Genomic DNA, 15512 nt, shown 5'->3' on the forward strand with positions numbered 1-15512 from the left:
GTGCGTCACCCAAGGCACGCTCTCGCAGGGGCGACCGGGCCAATCGCACGCCGGACGTCACGAGCGCTACGACACCTCCCGGTCGCGCCGGCGACGCCACGCGGCGCCGAGGACGAGGGCCGCACCGAGGGCCACGAGCAACCCCGCGAGCCCCACCGTCGCCGGCGAGAGTGAGCCTCCCGTCACGGGCAGTGCCGGCGCCGGCGGCGATGACGGGGCCAATGGCGTGGACGTGCTGTCACATGGCAGGCCGTCACTGGTCACCCCATCAACGCACCACCCGCTGGAGCTGCCCGAGCCACCACCCGGCGGCGTCGGAATACAGTCATTGCCCTCGCAAGCGGGGTTGGCGGGCTGGAAGGCGACGTTCACGATGCTTTGGTCGCCGGCTGCCGTGACGGTCACCGAATAGGTCAGCGTCACGGTCTCACCCACCTCTAGCGGCCCTTCCCAACGCAGGTAGGGATCAGTCATGGTCACCGTGCCGACGCTGGGCTCGGCCGCCGCGTCGTTGTTGAAGTTCGCGTCGTCGAGGACATCCGTGAGGTCATCAACGACGACCGCGGCAAGGGCATCCGTGTACGGCGCGTCGCCGGTGTTCGTGGCCGTGACAGTGAACGTGACGGTGTCACCGATCTGTACGCCGCCTGCCGGAGCATCTGCACGCTTGTTGATGTCAAGGGCGGGGAGGTCGATCGGGTTCTGCGTCGAGCAGTCCGGGTTGAACACGGCGAGCACGGTTGGCAGGTAGAAGCGCGACGTCCGTGGTGCGCTCATCGAGGGATCCACCGCGCACACGGATTCCGGCGGTCCGGTCACGGTGTTGTCGAGAACGCCGTCACCCATGGGCGGCGCGTCCACCTGGACCGAATAGGTGATCGTCACCGACTCGCCCGGGGCCAGCGCGCCAGTCCACCTCAGAGTCTCCCCCGGCACAGATACCGTCACGGTCCCGCCGGTTGCCTCAGCGTCCTCCAAGTACATGGCGTCGTCGAGGACACCGGACAGATCATCGGTGATAGTCGCGGGGTCATCAAGCGTGTACTCGAACGTGCCCGTGTTGGCGACCACAACCGTGTACTCGACCTGCTCCCCGGCCACGACTGACGCGGCGGCATCCGAGGTCTTCACAATGTCCAGCGACCGCACCGGAATTGTCACCACGCAGCCGTTGCCCTCGCAGGTGGACTCTGGCGGGCCTTCAACCACGTTGTCCAGTTCGCCATCACCGGTCGGCGGGTCGTTGACGCGCACCGAATACGTGAGCAGGACCTCCTCCCCGGCCACGAGAGGCCCCGTCCACGTCAGGTCGGTGCCAGAGAGTTGGAATGACCCTTCGCCCGTGGAGCTGACGGCATCGTCCAGATATGTCGCGTCGTCAAGCACGCCGGACAGGTCGTCCGTGACGATCACCGGGTCGCTACCTTCGTAATCCACGCTGCCGGTATTGCGCACCGCGACCTCATACGTGACGGTTTGGTAGGGGCCAATCCAGTCATCGACATCGGACGCCTTCTCAATCGCCAACTGGCGCACCGGCACGGTCACGGTGCATTCCTCGGGGAGCCCGGCGAGCGCATCTCCTTGGGGTGGGTTGCCTGCGAAGCAGTTGGACTCGGGCGCGCCGGCCACAGTGTTGACGAGCGTGGCTCCCTCCGCGACGGGGTCGTCCATCTGCACGGTGTACGTGATGGTCACGGTTTCTCCCGCGGCAAGCGGGCCCGTCCACGTGATGACCTCTTCCCCATCATCGAAGGCGAGCGTGACGCCTGGACCCTCGGAATCAGCAGCCAGCTCATCGATCCACGTGGCGTTGTCCAACACATCAGAGATGTCATCCCAGACGTAGGCCGGGTCTTCAGCACCGTAAGGAATGAACCCGGGATTGGTGACGGTGATCTCGTACGTCAACAGCTCGCCTGGCACCACCTCCTCTTGGAGGGCACGCTTGGTGAGCTCGACAGTTTTGTCAGGCGACAGCACCTGGCAGTTCTCGGGATCTGCTTGCTCGTCCGGGTAGCAGTTGGACTCCTCAGGGCCTGTGACCGCGTTGAAGAGATCTCCATCCCCAAGCGACGGATCGTCAATCGAGAAAGCGTACACGAGCTCGATTGACTCGCCGCCGGCCAGTGGCCCGGTCCACGTAATGGTCTCTGAGCCCTCCGTCGACCCGTCATAGATGGGCGGGTTGGCGGGGTCCTGCACAGGGCTGGTCGTCGCGTCCAGGAACGAGGCGTCATCATCCACTTGGCTCACGTCATCGACGATCACTACTGGATCGTCATCCGTGTAGGCGCCACCACCCGTGTTGGTCACCGTCACCGTGTACTCCACGGTGCCAGTGGCGGCGATGTCCGCCGCGTCGTTGACCGTCTTCACGATGGTCAGCCCGCGCACCGTCGAGGTCGTGGTGCACTCGCTGGGTAGCTCCTCGCCAGCGCCGGGCTCCGCGCACGTCGACTCAGGCGGTCCTGTCACCGCATTGACGAGCACTCCGTCGCCTGCACCGGTGGCGGGATCGTCGACTGTCACGGTGTAGCGAATCTCCACGCTCTCGCCTGACGCCAAAGCGCCCGTCCAGGTAAGGGTCGGGGCAACGAAACTTCCAGGGCCGGAGGCCGTGGCGGTGTTGCCGTCAACGATGGTGATGGCGTCATCCCACGTGGCGCCCTGGAGAACGTCGCTCAAGTCATCGCTCACCCGTGCGGGATCGCCCACCGTGTACTCAAAGGCGCCGGTATTCGTCACGGTGATGACGTACTCAATGGTGTCGCCGTCCACGAACGGGCCGTCATCGGTCGTGATCTTACTTACCGCGAGCGCCCGCACCTGCGCCGTCGTCGTGCAGCCCTCCTCCTCGCCCGTGTCACACGGACCCTGGCCGTCAGGGTTGACGACCGCATTGGTGAGCACGCCATCGGCACCGTCGGGGGCATCGGCCGGATCAAGGACCGTCACCGTGTAGTGAATCTCAACGATCTCTCCCGGCGCCAACTCGCCTTCCCACAGCAGCGAGGGTTCGGTGTAGGTCAACGTCACCGTTGGGGTCTCATCGTTGAGGTCGACCACGGTGGGGCCGCTCGTCAGATCAGCGTCGTCCTCGACGTTCGACAGGTCATCCGTGACCCGAGCGGGGTCGCTCGCGGTGTAGGTGTAACTGCCCGTGTTCGTCACCGTGATGGTGTACTCGATTTCCTGCCCGGGAATCACCGCGCCGCCAGCATCAGAGGTTTTCGTGACGTCGAGCGAGCGCACAGGGTCGGTGGTCGAGCACTCGGCGGCGGGGTCAGCCTCGTCGCACGAGGACTCTGGCGGACCCGTCACCGCGTTGCCGACGGCGCCGTTCCCGCCCACATGCGGATCGTCGATCGTCACGGTGTAGGTGATGATCACCTGCGTGCCGGCTGCGAGCGGGCCCTCCCATGTCAGCGTCTCCCCGGCCTCGTCCGCCGTGGTTGTCCCCACGTCAGGAACGGTGGAGTCGAGGACGAGGTTGGAGGCGTCATCCAACACATCCGACAAGTCGTCAACAATGACGGCGGGCTCGTCCTCCGTGTAGTCGCCGGATCCCGTGCTGTCGATCGTCACCGTATAGGTCACGTCATCCCCGGGCCCCACAGGGCCGCTTGCACTCGAGGTCTTGGTGATGCCCAGTGCTTTGACGCCGGTAGTGGTGCCGCAGTCGCCATCCTCTGAGTCGGTTTCGCAGTTCGACTCCGGTGGCCCCACGACGAGGTTGTCCATCTGTGAATCCACGCCCGCGGGTAGGGGATCATCCACGGTCACGTCGTAGGTAATCGTGATGACTTCGTCCACGGCGAGCGGACCAGTCCACGTGAGCTCACCGGTCGCGTCGTCAAAGGCCACTTCTGTCTCGGGGTGGTCGGCTTGATTGCTGGCCACCTCAATCCCGTCCGGACCATCGGCGACGAGCAGGACGTCGCTCAGATCATCAGTCACGGTGGCAAAGTCTGGATCCGCATAGGCATGCGAACCGGTATTGGTCACAGTGACGGAGTACGTCACCGTCGCGCCCGGCACCACTGCACCGTCGGGCGAGGCCGTCTTCACGATGTCGAACTGTCGCACGTCGGTTGTGGTGGTGCACCCCGGCGCGGAGGGGTCTTCACACGATGACCCCTCGGGCCCCGTCACCGCGTTGACCAGCTGGGCGCCCTGCGAGACCTCGTCATCGACGTTGACGGTGTAGACGATCGACACCGAGCCGCCGACCGCGAGGTCACCCGTCCACGCGATGGTCTCGGTCGAGGCCTCAAAGGTGGCGCCCGGATCCACTGGGTCCACGAAACCCACCCACTCGGCGTGGTTCAACACACCGTTGAGGTCATCCTCGACCGTGACATCAGTGAGGGCGGCCGAGCCCGTGTTGCTGATGGCAATGGTGTACGTCACGTCTTCCCCAGGAGACACCACACTCTCCGACGCCGCCTTCTCGATGTCGAGCTGGCTCACCGGGACGGTCACGGTGCAGCCGGGACCGGCAGGGGTGTCGGGGTCGCCGTCGTCCTCACAGGTTGACCCAGGCGGACCCACAACCGTGTTGACCAACTCGGCGCCTTCGGCGACCGGGTCGTCGAGTTCGACCTGGAATTGAATCTCGACTACCTCTCCCACTGGCACATCGCCGGTCCAGGCGACGGTGGCGGTGTCCGCGTCGAATGCCGCTTCTGGCGGCGTGGGGGGCGTGATGAACCCCGCCCATTGGGCGTGTGTGAGCACGTCCGTGAGGTCGTCTGTCACGCTCGCGTCCAGGTACACGGTGTCGCCGGTGTTCTCGATCGCAATGGTGTAGGTCACGGTGCCACCGGGTTGAGCGACATCCACATCCGCAGTCTTCGTGATGTCGAGAGCGCGGACGGCGACGTTGGTGGTGCATTCGGTGGACAGCGGGTCGTCGTCTTGCGAGCAGTTCGCTTCCGGAGGGCCCACAACGGCATTGTCGAGTTGCCCATTGCCGGTCCCGTCCGGCTGATCGACGATCACCGCATACTGGATCGTGACCGTCTCACCGACGTCGAGGGTCCCATCCCACGTCAACGTAGAGGTGCCGTCGAAGACCGCGTCTTCGGGTGTGTTCCCGTCGACGGAGGACGTTTCGGAGATTCCGAAGTTTGCGTCCCACGTGGCATCGTCCAACACTTCACTGAGGTCATCGTCGATGTGAGCCAACGGCACTCCGTCAGCCCCATAGGCGACTTGCCCACTGTTTTGCACGGTGACCGTGAACACCACTTGATCGCCGGCGTCGACAAAATCGGTGGGTTCCGCCTGCTTGTTGATGGTCATGGAGCGAATGGGCACGGTCACGGCACAGTCGGGATCGACCGGGTCCTGATTGGCGTCACAGTTCGACTCGGGAGGGCCGACGACCGTGTTCTCGGCTAGCCCGTCAGCGCCTGCTGGCGGCGGGTCCGACGCCCGCACGGTATAGGTCACGGTGACCGCGTCGCCGGCAGCAAGCGGGCCCTCCCACGTCAGGATCGGCTGGTTGAACGTGGGCTGCGGCGCGGACAACGGCGTCGCCACCGCTCCGAGCCACACGGCGTCGTCGAGCACCGCACTGACGGTGTCCGTGATCACCAGCGGGTCGTCAGCCGTGTAGTCCACGTCGCCGGTGTTGGTGATCACCACCTGGTAGGTGATGAGGCCGCCTGCCACTGCGAACTCATTAGGCGACGTCTTCACGATGTCGACGGCGCGTACCGGGGTGGTGGTGGAACAGTCTGGGTTCGTGGAATCTGGCTCACAGGTCGAGCCCTCGGGCCCCACGATGAGGTTTCCCAACTCGTGGTCGCCCAAAGGCGGATCACCGACGGTCACCGTGTACGTCACGACCGTCGTCTCGCCCGCTCCTAGAGGTCCTTCCCAACTCAACAACTCCGACGCTTCGTCGAAGTCCGTGGCGCCTGGGCCCGTGCCCGGAGGGGGAACGATGGTGACGTTGTCGTCCCACTCAGCGTCGTCAAGAACCGCCGACAGGTCGTCATCAAAACTCGCCAACTCCGACGCGTCGTCGTAGTCGACAGCGCCCGTGTTGGTGATCTCGACGGTGTAGGTCACTTGGCCACCAGCGTCAACGCTCTCCGGGGCGACTGACTTGGCAATCTCCAGTGCACGGATCGGCACCTCGGTCGAACACTCGCTGCGGTCGCCGGAGTCGGCACCACAGGTGGACCCTGGAGTAGACGTGACCGCGTTCGTCAGGACGTGGTCATTCGCCGGGTCGAGGACCTGGTCAACGCTAACCGTGTACTCGACTTCGACGACGGCACCCGGGTTGAGCAGCGGCGATTCCCAATGAAGAACGTTGCCGTTGAGGTTCGCGGTGCCGGCGTCTCCCGTACCGGCCACGAGCGTCGCGGTCGGACCGGAGGCCAGCGTCGCCTCCAGAAGGACGTCCGTCAGGTCGTCATCGAAGTACGCGTAGTCCGGGGGTGCAAGAGGTGCGCCACCTGTGTTCTCGACCGTCACTGTATAAGTCAGGTCGTCTCCGGCATGGACCTCATCGACAGGCGAGACGGACTTACTGACCGACAGAGCGCCCACGAGGGTCTCGGTCGTGCATTCCGCGGGGAACTCTCCTGTATCCGGGTCCTCGACGCAGTTGGATCCGGGCACGAGAGCCACGTTTGACATGTCGCCGTTCGAACCGGCGTCGGGCTCATCGACGATGAAGGAGAACGTCAGGACGAGCACGTCGTCTGGGGCCATCGCGCCAGACCACTCGAGGATGTCGCCGGTCACTGTCGGGTCGGGCGCGGGCGCGCCGTTGAGCACAGCCGCCGCGTCCCCCTGATACGTGCCGTCATCGACCATCTCCGCCAAGTCATCGGTGACCACCACGGGGTCAATCGTGGTCGCGCCAAAGTTTTCCGCGGTGATGGTGAACTCCACGGTGTCACCCACGGCGACAATGCCCTCTGGAGTGACCGACTTGTCAACAATGAGGCCTTCGACGGGAACGGTCGTGAAGCACTCCTGGCCCTGAGGGTCAGCGAGCGCGGGACAGTTGGACTCCGTCGGCCCCGTCACCGAGTTCGTGAGCACGTCGCTCACGGTTGCCTCGTCGCCGTCATCCACTGGAGGCGTGTCGACCATCACGTCGTAGGTGATCGTGACGCTCTCCCCCGCGGCGAGAGGTCCTTGCCAGACGAGCCGTTCGCTCACTGCATTGAACGTCCAACTCCCCACGTCTGCAGGGATGGTCGGGGTCACCGCAACGTTGCCCACCCACGTCGCGTCGTCGAGCACATCAGTAAGGTCGTCAATGAACCGTGCGGGTGCGCCCGTCGTGTAGTCGATGCCGCTCGGATTGGTCAGCGTGACTTCATACGTCACGACCTCACCTGCAAACACCGCCGCCGGATCGCCAACGATCTCCTTGGCGATCGCGATTTCCGGCGCGGCGGTCAGCACCGGGAAGTCCTCGACTTCTCCACCAATGACGGCGCCGTAGGGTGACAAATCTTCTGTGTCCACCACGCCCGGCAGCAGTCGAATGCGGCCATATGTGTTCAGCGCATTGAGCTGAATCGGGAAAACGAGGTCAAAGATTCCAGTGGTGTTGGCAGGAATGGTGAGTGACTGTTGCTCCGTGTTCACATCAAGAACGTCGTTGCCGTCGAAATCAATGAAGCCCACCAAGGTCGCGGCTTCGTCAGTGTTGTTGGTCACCGCGACCGGGACCACCGGGAACGTCGTGGTGTCGACAACGATCGAACCCTGAACGGCGTCTTCGTCGTCCACATTGGCCACGTCGTCACCGTCAGCGCCACCGCTGGGTGCGCCATCGAACTCCGCATCGAGACCACCTGGGAAGCCGAGCATCAGTGGAGCCTCCCCGGCGTCGGCATCGAAGTCGAGCAGAGCGTGACGCGCACCGTCCGCGTTCAGCGTGGTGAAGTACTCGTCCGGCAAGTCACCAAAATCCATCGGCATCGCCGCCGTTGGACAGCGCGCGCCGTCGAGCGCCTCGGTAGACGCGCCATACGCGAAGAAGTCGGCATCCCCCGTCACTGACAGCCGCCACAGGAGACCGGAGGCGTCATGATGCGCGTAGAAGTAACCGTCCTGGTCAGTGAATACCGCCGGGAATTCGCCTCCACTGACGGCCGTACCGTCAGGAGCCTCAAGAACCCCCACATCTGCGACCGTGGCGAAGGTGCCGGCCGCAGTGTCGAACGCGACGACAGTCCACTCGTCGGTGGCACTCGGCGTGGACCCAAGTGAGTACAGGACGGGGTCGGCCGCCCCATCGGGCACCACTGCCCAGTCGCCGAGGCCTTCTGCGCCGTCGAGGTCGGCAGTGCCGCTGGCGACCACGTCGAGGAAGGTGGCGGAGCTTGGGTCGAGGTCAACGCGCGCCCACTCAACGGGGTCGCTGTCCCCGCGGGCGAGCCACAACTGTCCAGCCGCATCGATGTCACCCGCAGTCCACGCGCCGCTGAGCGGCACAGCTGTGCCGGCCTCCATCGGGATGCCCAGCACTTGGATGGTGCCGTCTGCACCCACGCGCACAATCTCCGTGGCATCATCGCCAGTCACCGTCGCCCCGTAGAGATAGTTGTCGAGCGGGTTGTAGCCGAGCGCGTCGACCTCATCGGGATAAGCGTCCGCGAGGAGCTCCGATTGCTCCCCGGTGACAAGGGTGACAGTCACAACGTCAACGGGGCCGGCGCCGGTGGTCATGATGCCGTCTGGCGTGCACTCGAGGGGGAAGGGCGGCACAGCGAGAATGCGGTGGTCTTCGATTTCCCCGTCCGCAGCGGGTCCGTCTGGCGTGGGGTCGTCCCATGCACCCGGAACGATGCGCAAACGGACATACACCGATGCATCAAACGTCGTTGCCTCATCGAACGTGAGATTCGCAGTGGTCTCGCCGGCGTTCGCCGGGACCGCTGCGGTGGCTCGCTCGTCTACGGTGAACGTGCCGTCACCATTGAGGTCCACCCACCCTGCGACCGTGGCGGCGGTGTCAGAGTTGTTGGTGACGGCGACGGCGAGCGACACGGGAGCGTCCATGTCGAATGTGGTGCCCGGCGCAAGGCCTTCCTCGTCGGCCCCGCCTGTGGTGTCGTCCCCGCGCGCGCCCGCGCCTGGCTGACCGTCAAACTCGTCGTCTACTGTTCCGGGGGCGCCGAGGTAGACCTCCGGGGCATCGGTGCCATCAGGGTGGATCAAACTGTGGCGCGCTCCATCGACGCCAAGGGTGGTGCCAAAGGAGTTGGGGGCGTCACCAAAATCGACGGGAATGACCGCCTCTGGGCAGCCCACAGCATCGATGGCCTGGGGCGCAGGTCCGTAGGAATAGAAGTCTGTTGCGCCACCAGCGAGTGCAACACGCCAAATCTGCCCGGTGTCGTTGCTGGTCGCGTACAGGAATCCATTGCCGTCGACCGCGACACCGCCGATCTGCGGGGTGGCGCTGCCCCCCGTGATCGAGGTTCCATCTGGCGCGGTCAACAATCCGAGGAGTTGCACTGTCTCGAACGCCTCAGTGTCCGTATCGAACTCCACCAACGCCCACGTGCCCCCGGTCGTGAACCCGAGTGTGTACAGGTTCCCTGAGGCCGGGTCGAAAGCCCAGTCCAGCGCCACAGACTCGATGGCGGATGGCAACGGCGCAGTTCCCGCGGCCACTACCGACAGGAACGTGGGATCGCCGTAGGTCGTGTTGATGCGCGCCCAGGTCACCGGGTCGGTGCCGCCCGTCGCCACCCACAGGTGGTCCGCCTGGTCCATGTCGCCCAGCGTCCAGCCGTCAAGCGGCACGGCGGTCCCTGTCGAGTTGGTGGCCTCCCCCAGCTCCAGGTACTCACCGTCCCCCGTCGCGAGCACCACTGCCGGCCCGGTGTCCGCTCCGGTGCTCACTCCGTACACGTAGCCGTTGTTGGTGTTGTAGCCGGCTGCATCGATGGTGACGATGTCCTCCGCGAGCAGCGCAGACTCTCCGGTGACGAGGTTGAGACGGTAGGCATCCACGGGGTCGCCGTCGATCAGCACGGGGCCGGGCAGGCACGGGGACGGCTCGGGCACAACGCGTGCCGCCCAGTCCTCAACCTCGCCAGTGCGCACGCCAGCGCCCACGGTCGAGGTGTCCGTGGGCATCTGGTCCTCGTCCTCGTAGGCAAGGCGCAAGCGCATAAAGGTGTTGCCGAATGCGACGTCGGGAGCATTGGGGAAGGACAAGGTCACCGTTCCCGAGGAGGTGCCCGCGTCTGTAAAGGCCCGCTCGTCGTCCTCGAACGTGCCGGATTGGTCGAAGTCGACCCACCCCACCAATGTCGCGCTTTCGCCACCGTTATTCGTCACGGGGACCTGAATGGAAGCGCCCGACTCGCCGTGGACAATGACCGGCGCCTCCGCGAAGGCGTCATCGTTGTCGGCGTCTGCCTGCGGGGATGGCTGTCCGTTGGTCTCGCGCGACACGGAGGAGCCGATCATGACCAGCGGCTGGTCGAGGTCGTTGGAGATCAGCTCGTGGTACGGCCCGCCGCTGCCAATGAGGGTGGAGTACGTGTCGGGAGCGTCAGCGAAGTCGACGCTCACTGGAGCACTCTGGCAGCGGGCTCCGTCGTTGGCCGTTGAACTGGGCCCGTAGGCAAAGAAGTTGAGGTCTGATGGATCAGAGACGTTTACGCGCCAGATGTGCCCCAGGCCATTGGTCGAGCCGTACAGGTAGCCATCGAGGTCCGCATACACCGCACCGAACGTATTGCTGTTGTTGTTCCAGCCAGCAGCGTTGGGATCGCGTTGCGTGGCTACCCCGTTGGGAGCGATGAGACGGCCAAGTCCTTGCACGATCGTCGACGTCGACGCGCCGCTCAAGGGGTCATATGACACGAGTGCAGCACTGAAGTTATTGGTGTTCCAACCGATCGCCCACAGCGTCCCCTCAAGCCGGCCGTCCGGCGCGAACGATTCCGGAACGCTCGGGACAAAGGCCCAGTCTGCGCCAATGTTCCAGTTGCTGTTGGTGTCCGCCCGCCCGTTGTCGATGACCTCCATGAACGTGGACGACCCTGGGCGAACGTCGACTGCAATCCATCGCCACGCGTTAGGGCCTTGCGGAGCGCGCGCATAGTAGATCCCATCGGGCGAGACATCACCGACGTTAGGAAAGGTTCCCCCAAAGGTGCCGGACGTCCAACCGGAATCCGCCCAGTCCACTTCTCCCAAGCGGATCACGTTCTGATAGTCCGGAGAGATCGCCGCAATCTCTAGGGTGTTCGCTGTCCCGGTGGAGTCAGCACTCGACACCGTCCCGTAGTAGTAGCCATCGAGCTCGTTGTAGCCCACGGCGTTCACGGTGAGGTTGTCTGGAAGTGACCCCTCGTCAAAGGAGTCTCCCGTGACCAGGTTGATCTCATACGGGTGCGTGGGGTCGCCCTGCCACAGCGTCGCGTTCGAGGGGCACTGGCCGGGGTTGACGTAGAGCACGTCCGCGTCTGCCGGCAAGGTCAGTCCGTCCGTCGTGACGTCGGAGGCGGCGTTGGTGTACGTGCCCGCCACCGTGGCGGTGACGTTGATCGACAGTGTGCAACTGACAAGCGAGTCGCCCGACAGATCGCCGGAGCCGGAGATGGTGCCACCGGTACCGGAAATAGTGCCGTTGGTACAGGTGGTCGCGGCGTCCGGTGTGGATGAGACTTCGAGGCCAGGCGGCAGAGCATCCTCGAACGACCACCCCACCTTGGGTCCCGTCGGCACCGCATCGTCGAACGGCATGTGGGTGTTCGTCACGGTGAACGTCACTCGCGTTTGCTGTCCGACAACGTGCGTGCCCTCGAGGAAGTCCTTGTCCAACTGTGGCGTCGCGTCCAGCACCACAGCGTTGTCCGCATGTCCGCGCAGGCTCGGCACATCCACCAGCGACAGCGAGTACTGCAGAGGGCTTCCGTCACTCACGACCGAGTTCTCGCCCACGAAGGTTGCTGTCCGCGTCATGCGGTTGAAGTTGCCATCGCCTGCCTGCACGCCAATGCCGGACGTCGCGCACGAGTCAGGGACCGACGCGAACATGTCGGTAGCGCCGGCTCCGCTGGTGAGCGTGATTTGCGGGTGCAACGATGTTGCGTTGTTTGTTTGGCACGTCATCGTTGCCAAGTCAATCGAGGCCATATAGGTATGGCCGGCGACGGTGGGGATGGAGGCGGCCGTTTCGAACACGACTCCCGAGGCGGCCGTGGGCGAGTTCACGACAGACAGGGAGTAGTTGTTGGCGTCCGCCCCCAAGCCGGGCGTCTGTCCTGCGTACGGATACGAGTTGTCGTTGTACCAGCGCCCGAGGTTGAGCGACTTGAACAGAGTCGCCGTCCACTGCGCGTTGGAACCGCATTCAGAAGCGACGGCGTCCGAGGGCAGTGCGACGTTGTTCGAGGACACGGTGACGTTGCCGTTGGCCTTGACCACGAGCCCATTGCAATTGGCGCCCAGGGCAAACGCGGGGTCCTGAGAATACGTTTGGCCGTCGTCCGCGACATATCCAGGATGGGTACCATCCCCAGGGACAGGCAGCAGCGTGTTGACGTAGCTGCCGGACTGGGCGATCTGGATGTTCTGGAAGTCCTCGATCCATGCGACGGCGGGCGGCTGCATTTGCCCCGGCGTTCCCGGAGCGGCGCTGGCTGGCGCGGACTCGACCACCGCCGCGGACACCGCTCCAGCGGTCACGAGCAGGGCAATGGCGAGGACGCTCGCGACACGGCCTGCGGAGCCGTGCGGGTGCGTAGAGTTCCGGGCGCGACCAGACGAGCGCCGTGCCGTGGACCGCAACGTACGCATCCGCCACTGCCTCCCCCGACGCTGCCATGCACCCGTTGGATCACGGTGGGAGCGCCATTGCTCCTGGCCCGGCCACGACTCGTGTGCGACCAGGTATCTCTTTCGCCATCTAAACCGATGGTGGGGAGAGCCGCAACCGGTTCAGGCTCCAGCGGCCCATATCACCGCGAACTGTGACCTTGCCGAGACCCAACCCCCTGTCCACCCGCACCGAACACTCCACATGATCACGCTCGCCATCGTCGGCCTGTTGTCCGGCATCATCACCGCCCTCAGCCCGTGCGTCCTGCCCGTGCTGCCCGCCATCCTGACCAGTTCGGTTCAGGACGGCGCTACGTCGCGGCGGCGCCCCATCGCGGTCGTCGCAGGTTTGGTCACCAGTTTCGCGTTCTTCACGCTGCTGGGGGGCCTACTGCTGTCCGCGCTGGGGCTGCCCGATGCACTCTTGCGGTGGACTGGCATCGTGGTTCTCGCGGTAGTGGGCCTGGGGCTTGCGATCCCGCCGCTAGGAGAGTTGCTGCAACGGCCGTTCGAGCGCATCCGCCCTATCCGCATGGACCGCGACGGCAATGGCTTTGTGATGGGGCTCGCGCTCGGACTCGTGTTTGTGCCCTGCGCGGGGCCAATCTTGGCGTCGATCACGGTATTGGCGGCGACCAACGGATTCTCCTGGGGCCTCGTGGCACTCACGCTGTCGTTCGCTCTAGGCATCGCCATCCCCCTGCTCGCTTTCGGCTTGGCGGGTCAGGCCATGGGGTCGAGGATTCGGTTCATTCGTGAACGCCTTGAGGCGATCCGCATTGGCTCTGGCGTGGTGCTGATTCTGACGGCAGTCGTGATCGCCACCAACGTTGCGGAACCCCTCCAGCGATGGGTTCCCGGGGTGCTCGCGAGCGCACAGGAGGCGATCGAGGACAACGATGCCGTGCGTTCGGAACTCGATGACCTGACCGGGCGCGAAGAACAGTCGGCGGCAGTGGGCGCGATGACGTTCGACGAATGCGAGGACGCTGGCGGGGACGTGCTGCGCAACTGCGGACCTGCACGCGACCTCCCTGGCATTCAGGAGTGGCTCAACACCCCTGACGGGCAGGCAATCGATCTCGATAACCTCGACGGCCCCGTTCTTGTCGACTTTTGGACGTACTCCTGCATCAACTGCCAGCGCACATTCCCTTACATCACGGCCTGGGACGAGAAGTACCGTGACCAGGGCCTGACGATTGTTGGCGTCCACTCCCCCGAGTTCGCCTTCGAGAAGCAGGTGTCGAATGTCGAGGACGCGGCGCAGCGCTACGGGATCGAGTACCCCATCGCGATCGACAACGACTTCGAGACCTGGCGCGAGTGGGACCAGCGGTTCTGGCCAGCCCACTACCTCGTCGACACGGACGGCACTGTCGTTCAGGTACATTACGGCGAGGGCGCCTATGAGGACACCGAGCGACTCATTCAGGAGCTGCTGGGCGCGGAAGACTCGGGGACGGTCGAGGCCGATCCCGGCAGCCACACCGCTGGCCGCACCCCCGAGACCTATGTGGGATACGGCCGCCTGGAATACGCCGAAAACGCCGAGCAACTGGTCGAGGACCAGCCCGCGCAGTTCAGCTACGACGGCACCCCGGGCGAAGACCGCTTCGCTTACCGGGGAGAGTGGACGCTGACTGACGAATACGCCCTCACGGGGGCCGATGCCTCACTCACGTTGAACTACTACGCAGCCGACGTGCACCTGGTCATGGCCGGCGAAGGAACGGTGACGGTCACGTCTAAGGCGACGGGTGAGGTGACCGAGGTGACCGTTGACGGCACCGCAGACCGCTACGACCTTGTGACGGGCGAGCCTATGCAGGACATCATCGACATCTCGTTTACGCCGGGAATCGAGGTCTACGCCTTCACCTTCGGGTAAAGGACTTGGGCAAGATTTTGCCCGTCTCGGCTGGCAGAAACGGACTTTTCGGGTGTGAATGGTAGGGGCGGGTCACCGTGGCCCGCCACCACACTGAGTCCCCAGGAGGTATCCAATGGAGCTTCGTAAGGCAGTTGCCATCCCCGCCACTCTCGCATTGGCGGGCGCCATGCTCGCCGGTTGCGGCGACTCGTCGTCTGACACCGACGAGGGCTCGACGATGGACACCGACATGGAGTCCACCATGGAGTCCACCATGGAATCAACGATGGACTCCGACGGCTAAAGCCGTCACCCTCCCACTCGAGGGGCGTCCCCAGTGCCGGGGCGCCCCTCGAGCCATGTCTAGGCGAGTTTTCCTCCCGACCCATCCGCGGGCATCGGCCCTCCGAACTCTCCATACAGGGCCAATCCGGGCCCGCGACACGCAACATCAGGAGGAAAAGATGCCCGCTCTGCGCACATTCGCCGTCCCTGCAGTCATTCTGCTGTCGGGCTCCCTACTCGCCGCCTGTGGTGACTCGTCCGAGCCGGAGGACGCCATGAGCGAGGACACCATGATGGAAGAGTCCATGGAGCCCTCGGAGGACGCGATGATGGAAGATGAGGACTCCATGGAGGACGACTCCACGATGGAGGAGGACGACGCCATGGAAGAGGACAGCATGGAGGACGACTCCATGATGGAGGAAGATGACTCCATGGAAGACGACTCGATGGAGCACGACGACTCCATGGAGGAAGATGACTCCATGGAAAAGGACGACGCGTAACTGACGCGCGTTGGACGGGGTGA

At 64.6% G+C, this 15512-nt stretch carries 4 protein-coding genes; 3 read left to right on the plus strand and 1 reads right to left on the minus strand.

The genetic code is table 11. The annotated features are described in order from the left end of the window. Positions 1 to 66: 66 nt before the first annotated feature. A complete protein-coding gene (locus tag AOP75_RS01110; RefSeq protein WP_062076547.1) occupies positions 67 to 12804 on the minus strand; it encodes a DUF7927 domain-containing protein in 12738 nt (4245 codons plus the stop codon). 223 nt (positions 12805 to 13027) lie between these two features. On the opposite strand from AOP75_RS01110, the gene AOP75_RS12470 reads away from it, so the two are divergent. The 3 genes from AOP75_RS12470 (at position 13028) to AOP75_RS01120 (ending at position 15489) form a co-directional block, all read left to right on the plus strand. Beyond that, positions 13028 to 14716 carry a cytochrome c biogenesis protein CcdA gene (locus AOP75_RS12470; protein WP_062076548.1) on the plus strand — a complete coding sequence of 563 codons (1689 nt, stop codon included), beginning with the start codon at positions 13028 to 13030 and terminating at the stop codon, positions 14714 to 14716. A 115-nt stretch (positions 14717 to 14831) separates the two neighbouring features. Further along, a complete protein-coding gene (locus tag AOP75_RS12590; protein WP_161794513.1) occupies positions 14832 to 15002 on the plus strand; it encodes a hypothetical protein in 171 nt (56 codons plus the stop codon). Positions 15003 to 15162: 160 nt separating this feature from the next. Continuing rightward, positions 15163 to 15489, plus strand: a complete 327-nt coding sequence (locus AOP75_RS01120; RefSeq protein WP_062076549.1) for a hypothetical protein — start codon at positions 15163 to 15165, stop codon at positions 15487 to 15489. Positions 15490 to 15512: the final 23 nt, after the last annotated feature.

The sequence above is a fragment of the Demequina globuliformis genome (assembly GCF_000975155.1).
In the GTDB taxonomy this organism is placed as follows: domain Bacteria; phylum Actinomycetota; class Actinomycetes; order Actinomycetales; family Demequinaceae; genus Demequina; species Demequina globuliformis.

What these genes read in the sequence shown, in the direction of transcription:
- AOP75_RS01120 (WP_062076549.1), top strand. Translation starts at nt 15,163, where the DNA reads ATGCCCGCTCTGCGCACATTCGCCGTCCCTGCAGTCATTCTGCTGTCG.
- AOP75_RS01110 (WP_062076547.1), bottom strand. Translation starts at nt 12,804, where the DNA reads ATGCGTACGTTGCGGTCCACGGCACGGCGCTCGTCTGGTCGCGCCCGG.
- AOP75_RS12590 (WP_161794513.1), top strand. Translation starts at nt 14,832, where the DNA reads ATGGAGCTTCGTAAGGCAGTTGCCATCCCCGCCACTCTCGCATTGGCG.
- AOP75_RS12470 (WP_062076548.1), top strand. Translation starts at nt 13,028, where the DNA reads ATGATCACGCTCGCCATCGTCGGCCTGTTGTCCGGCATCATCACCGCC.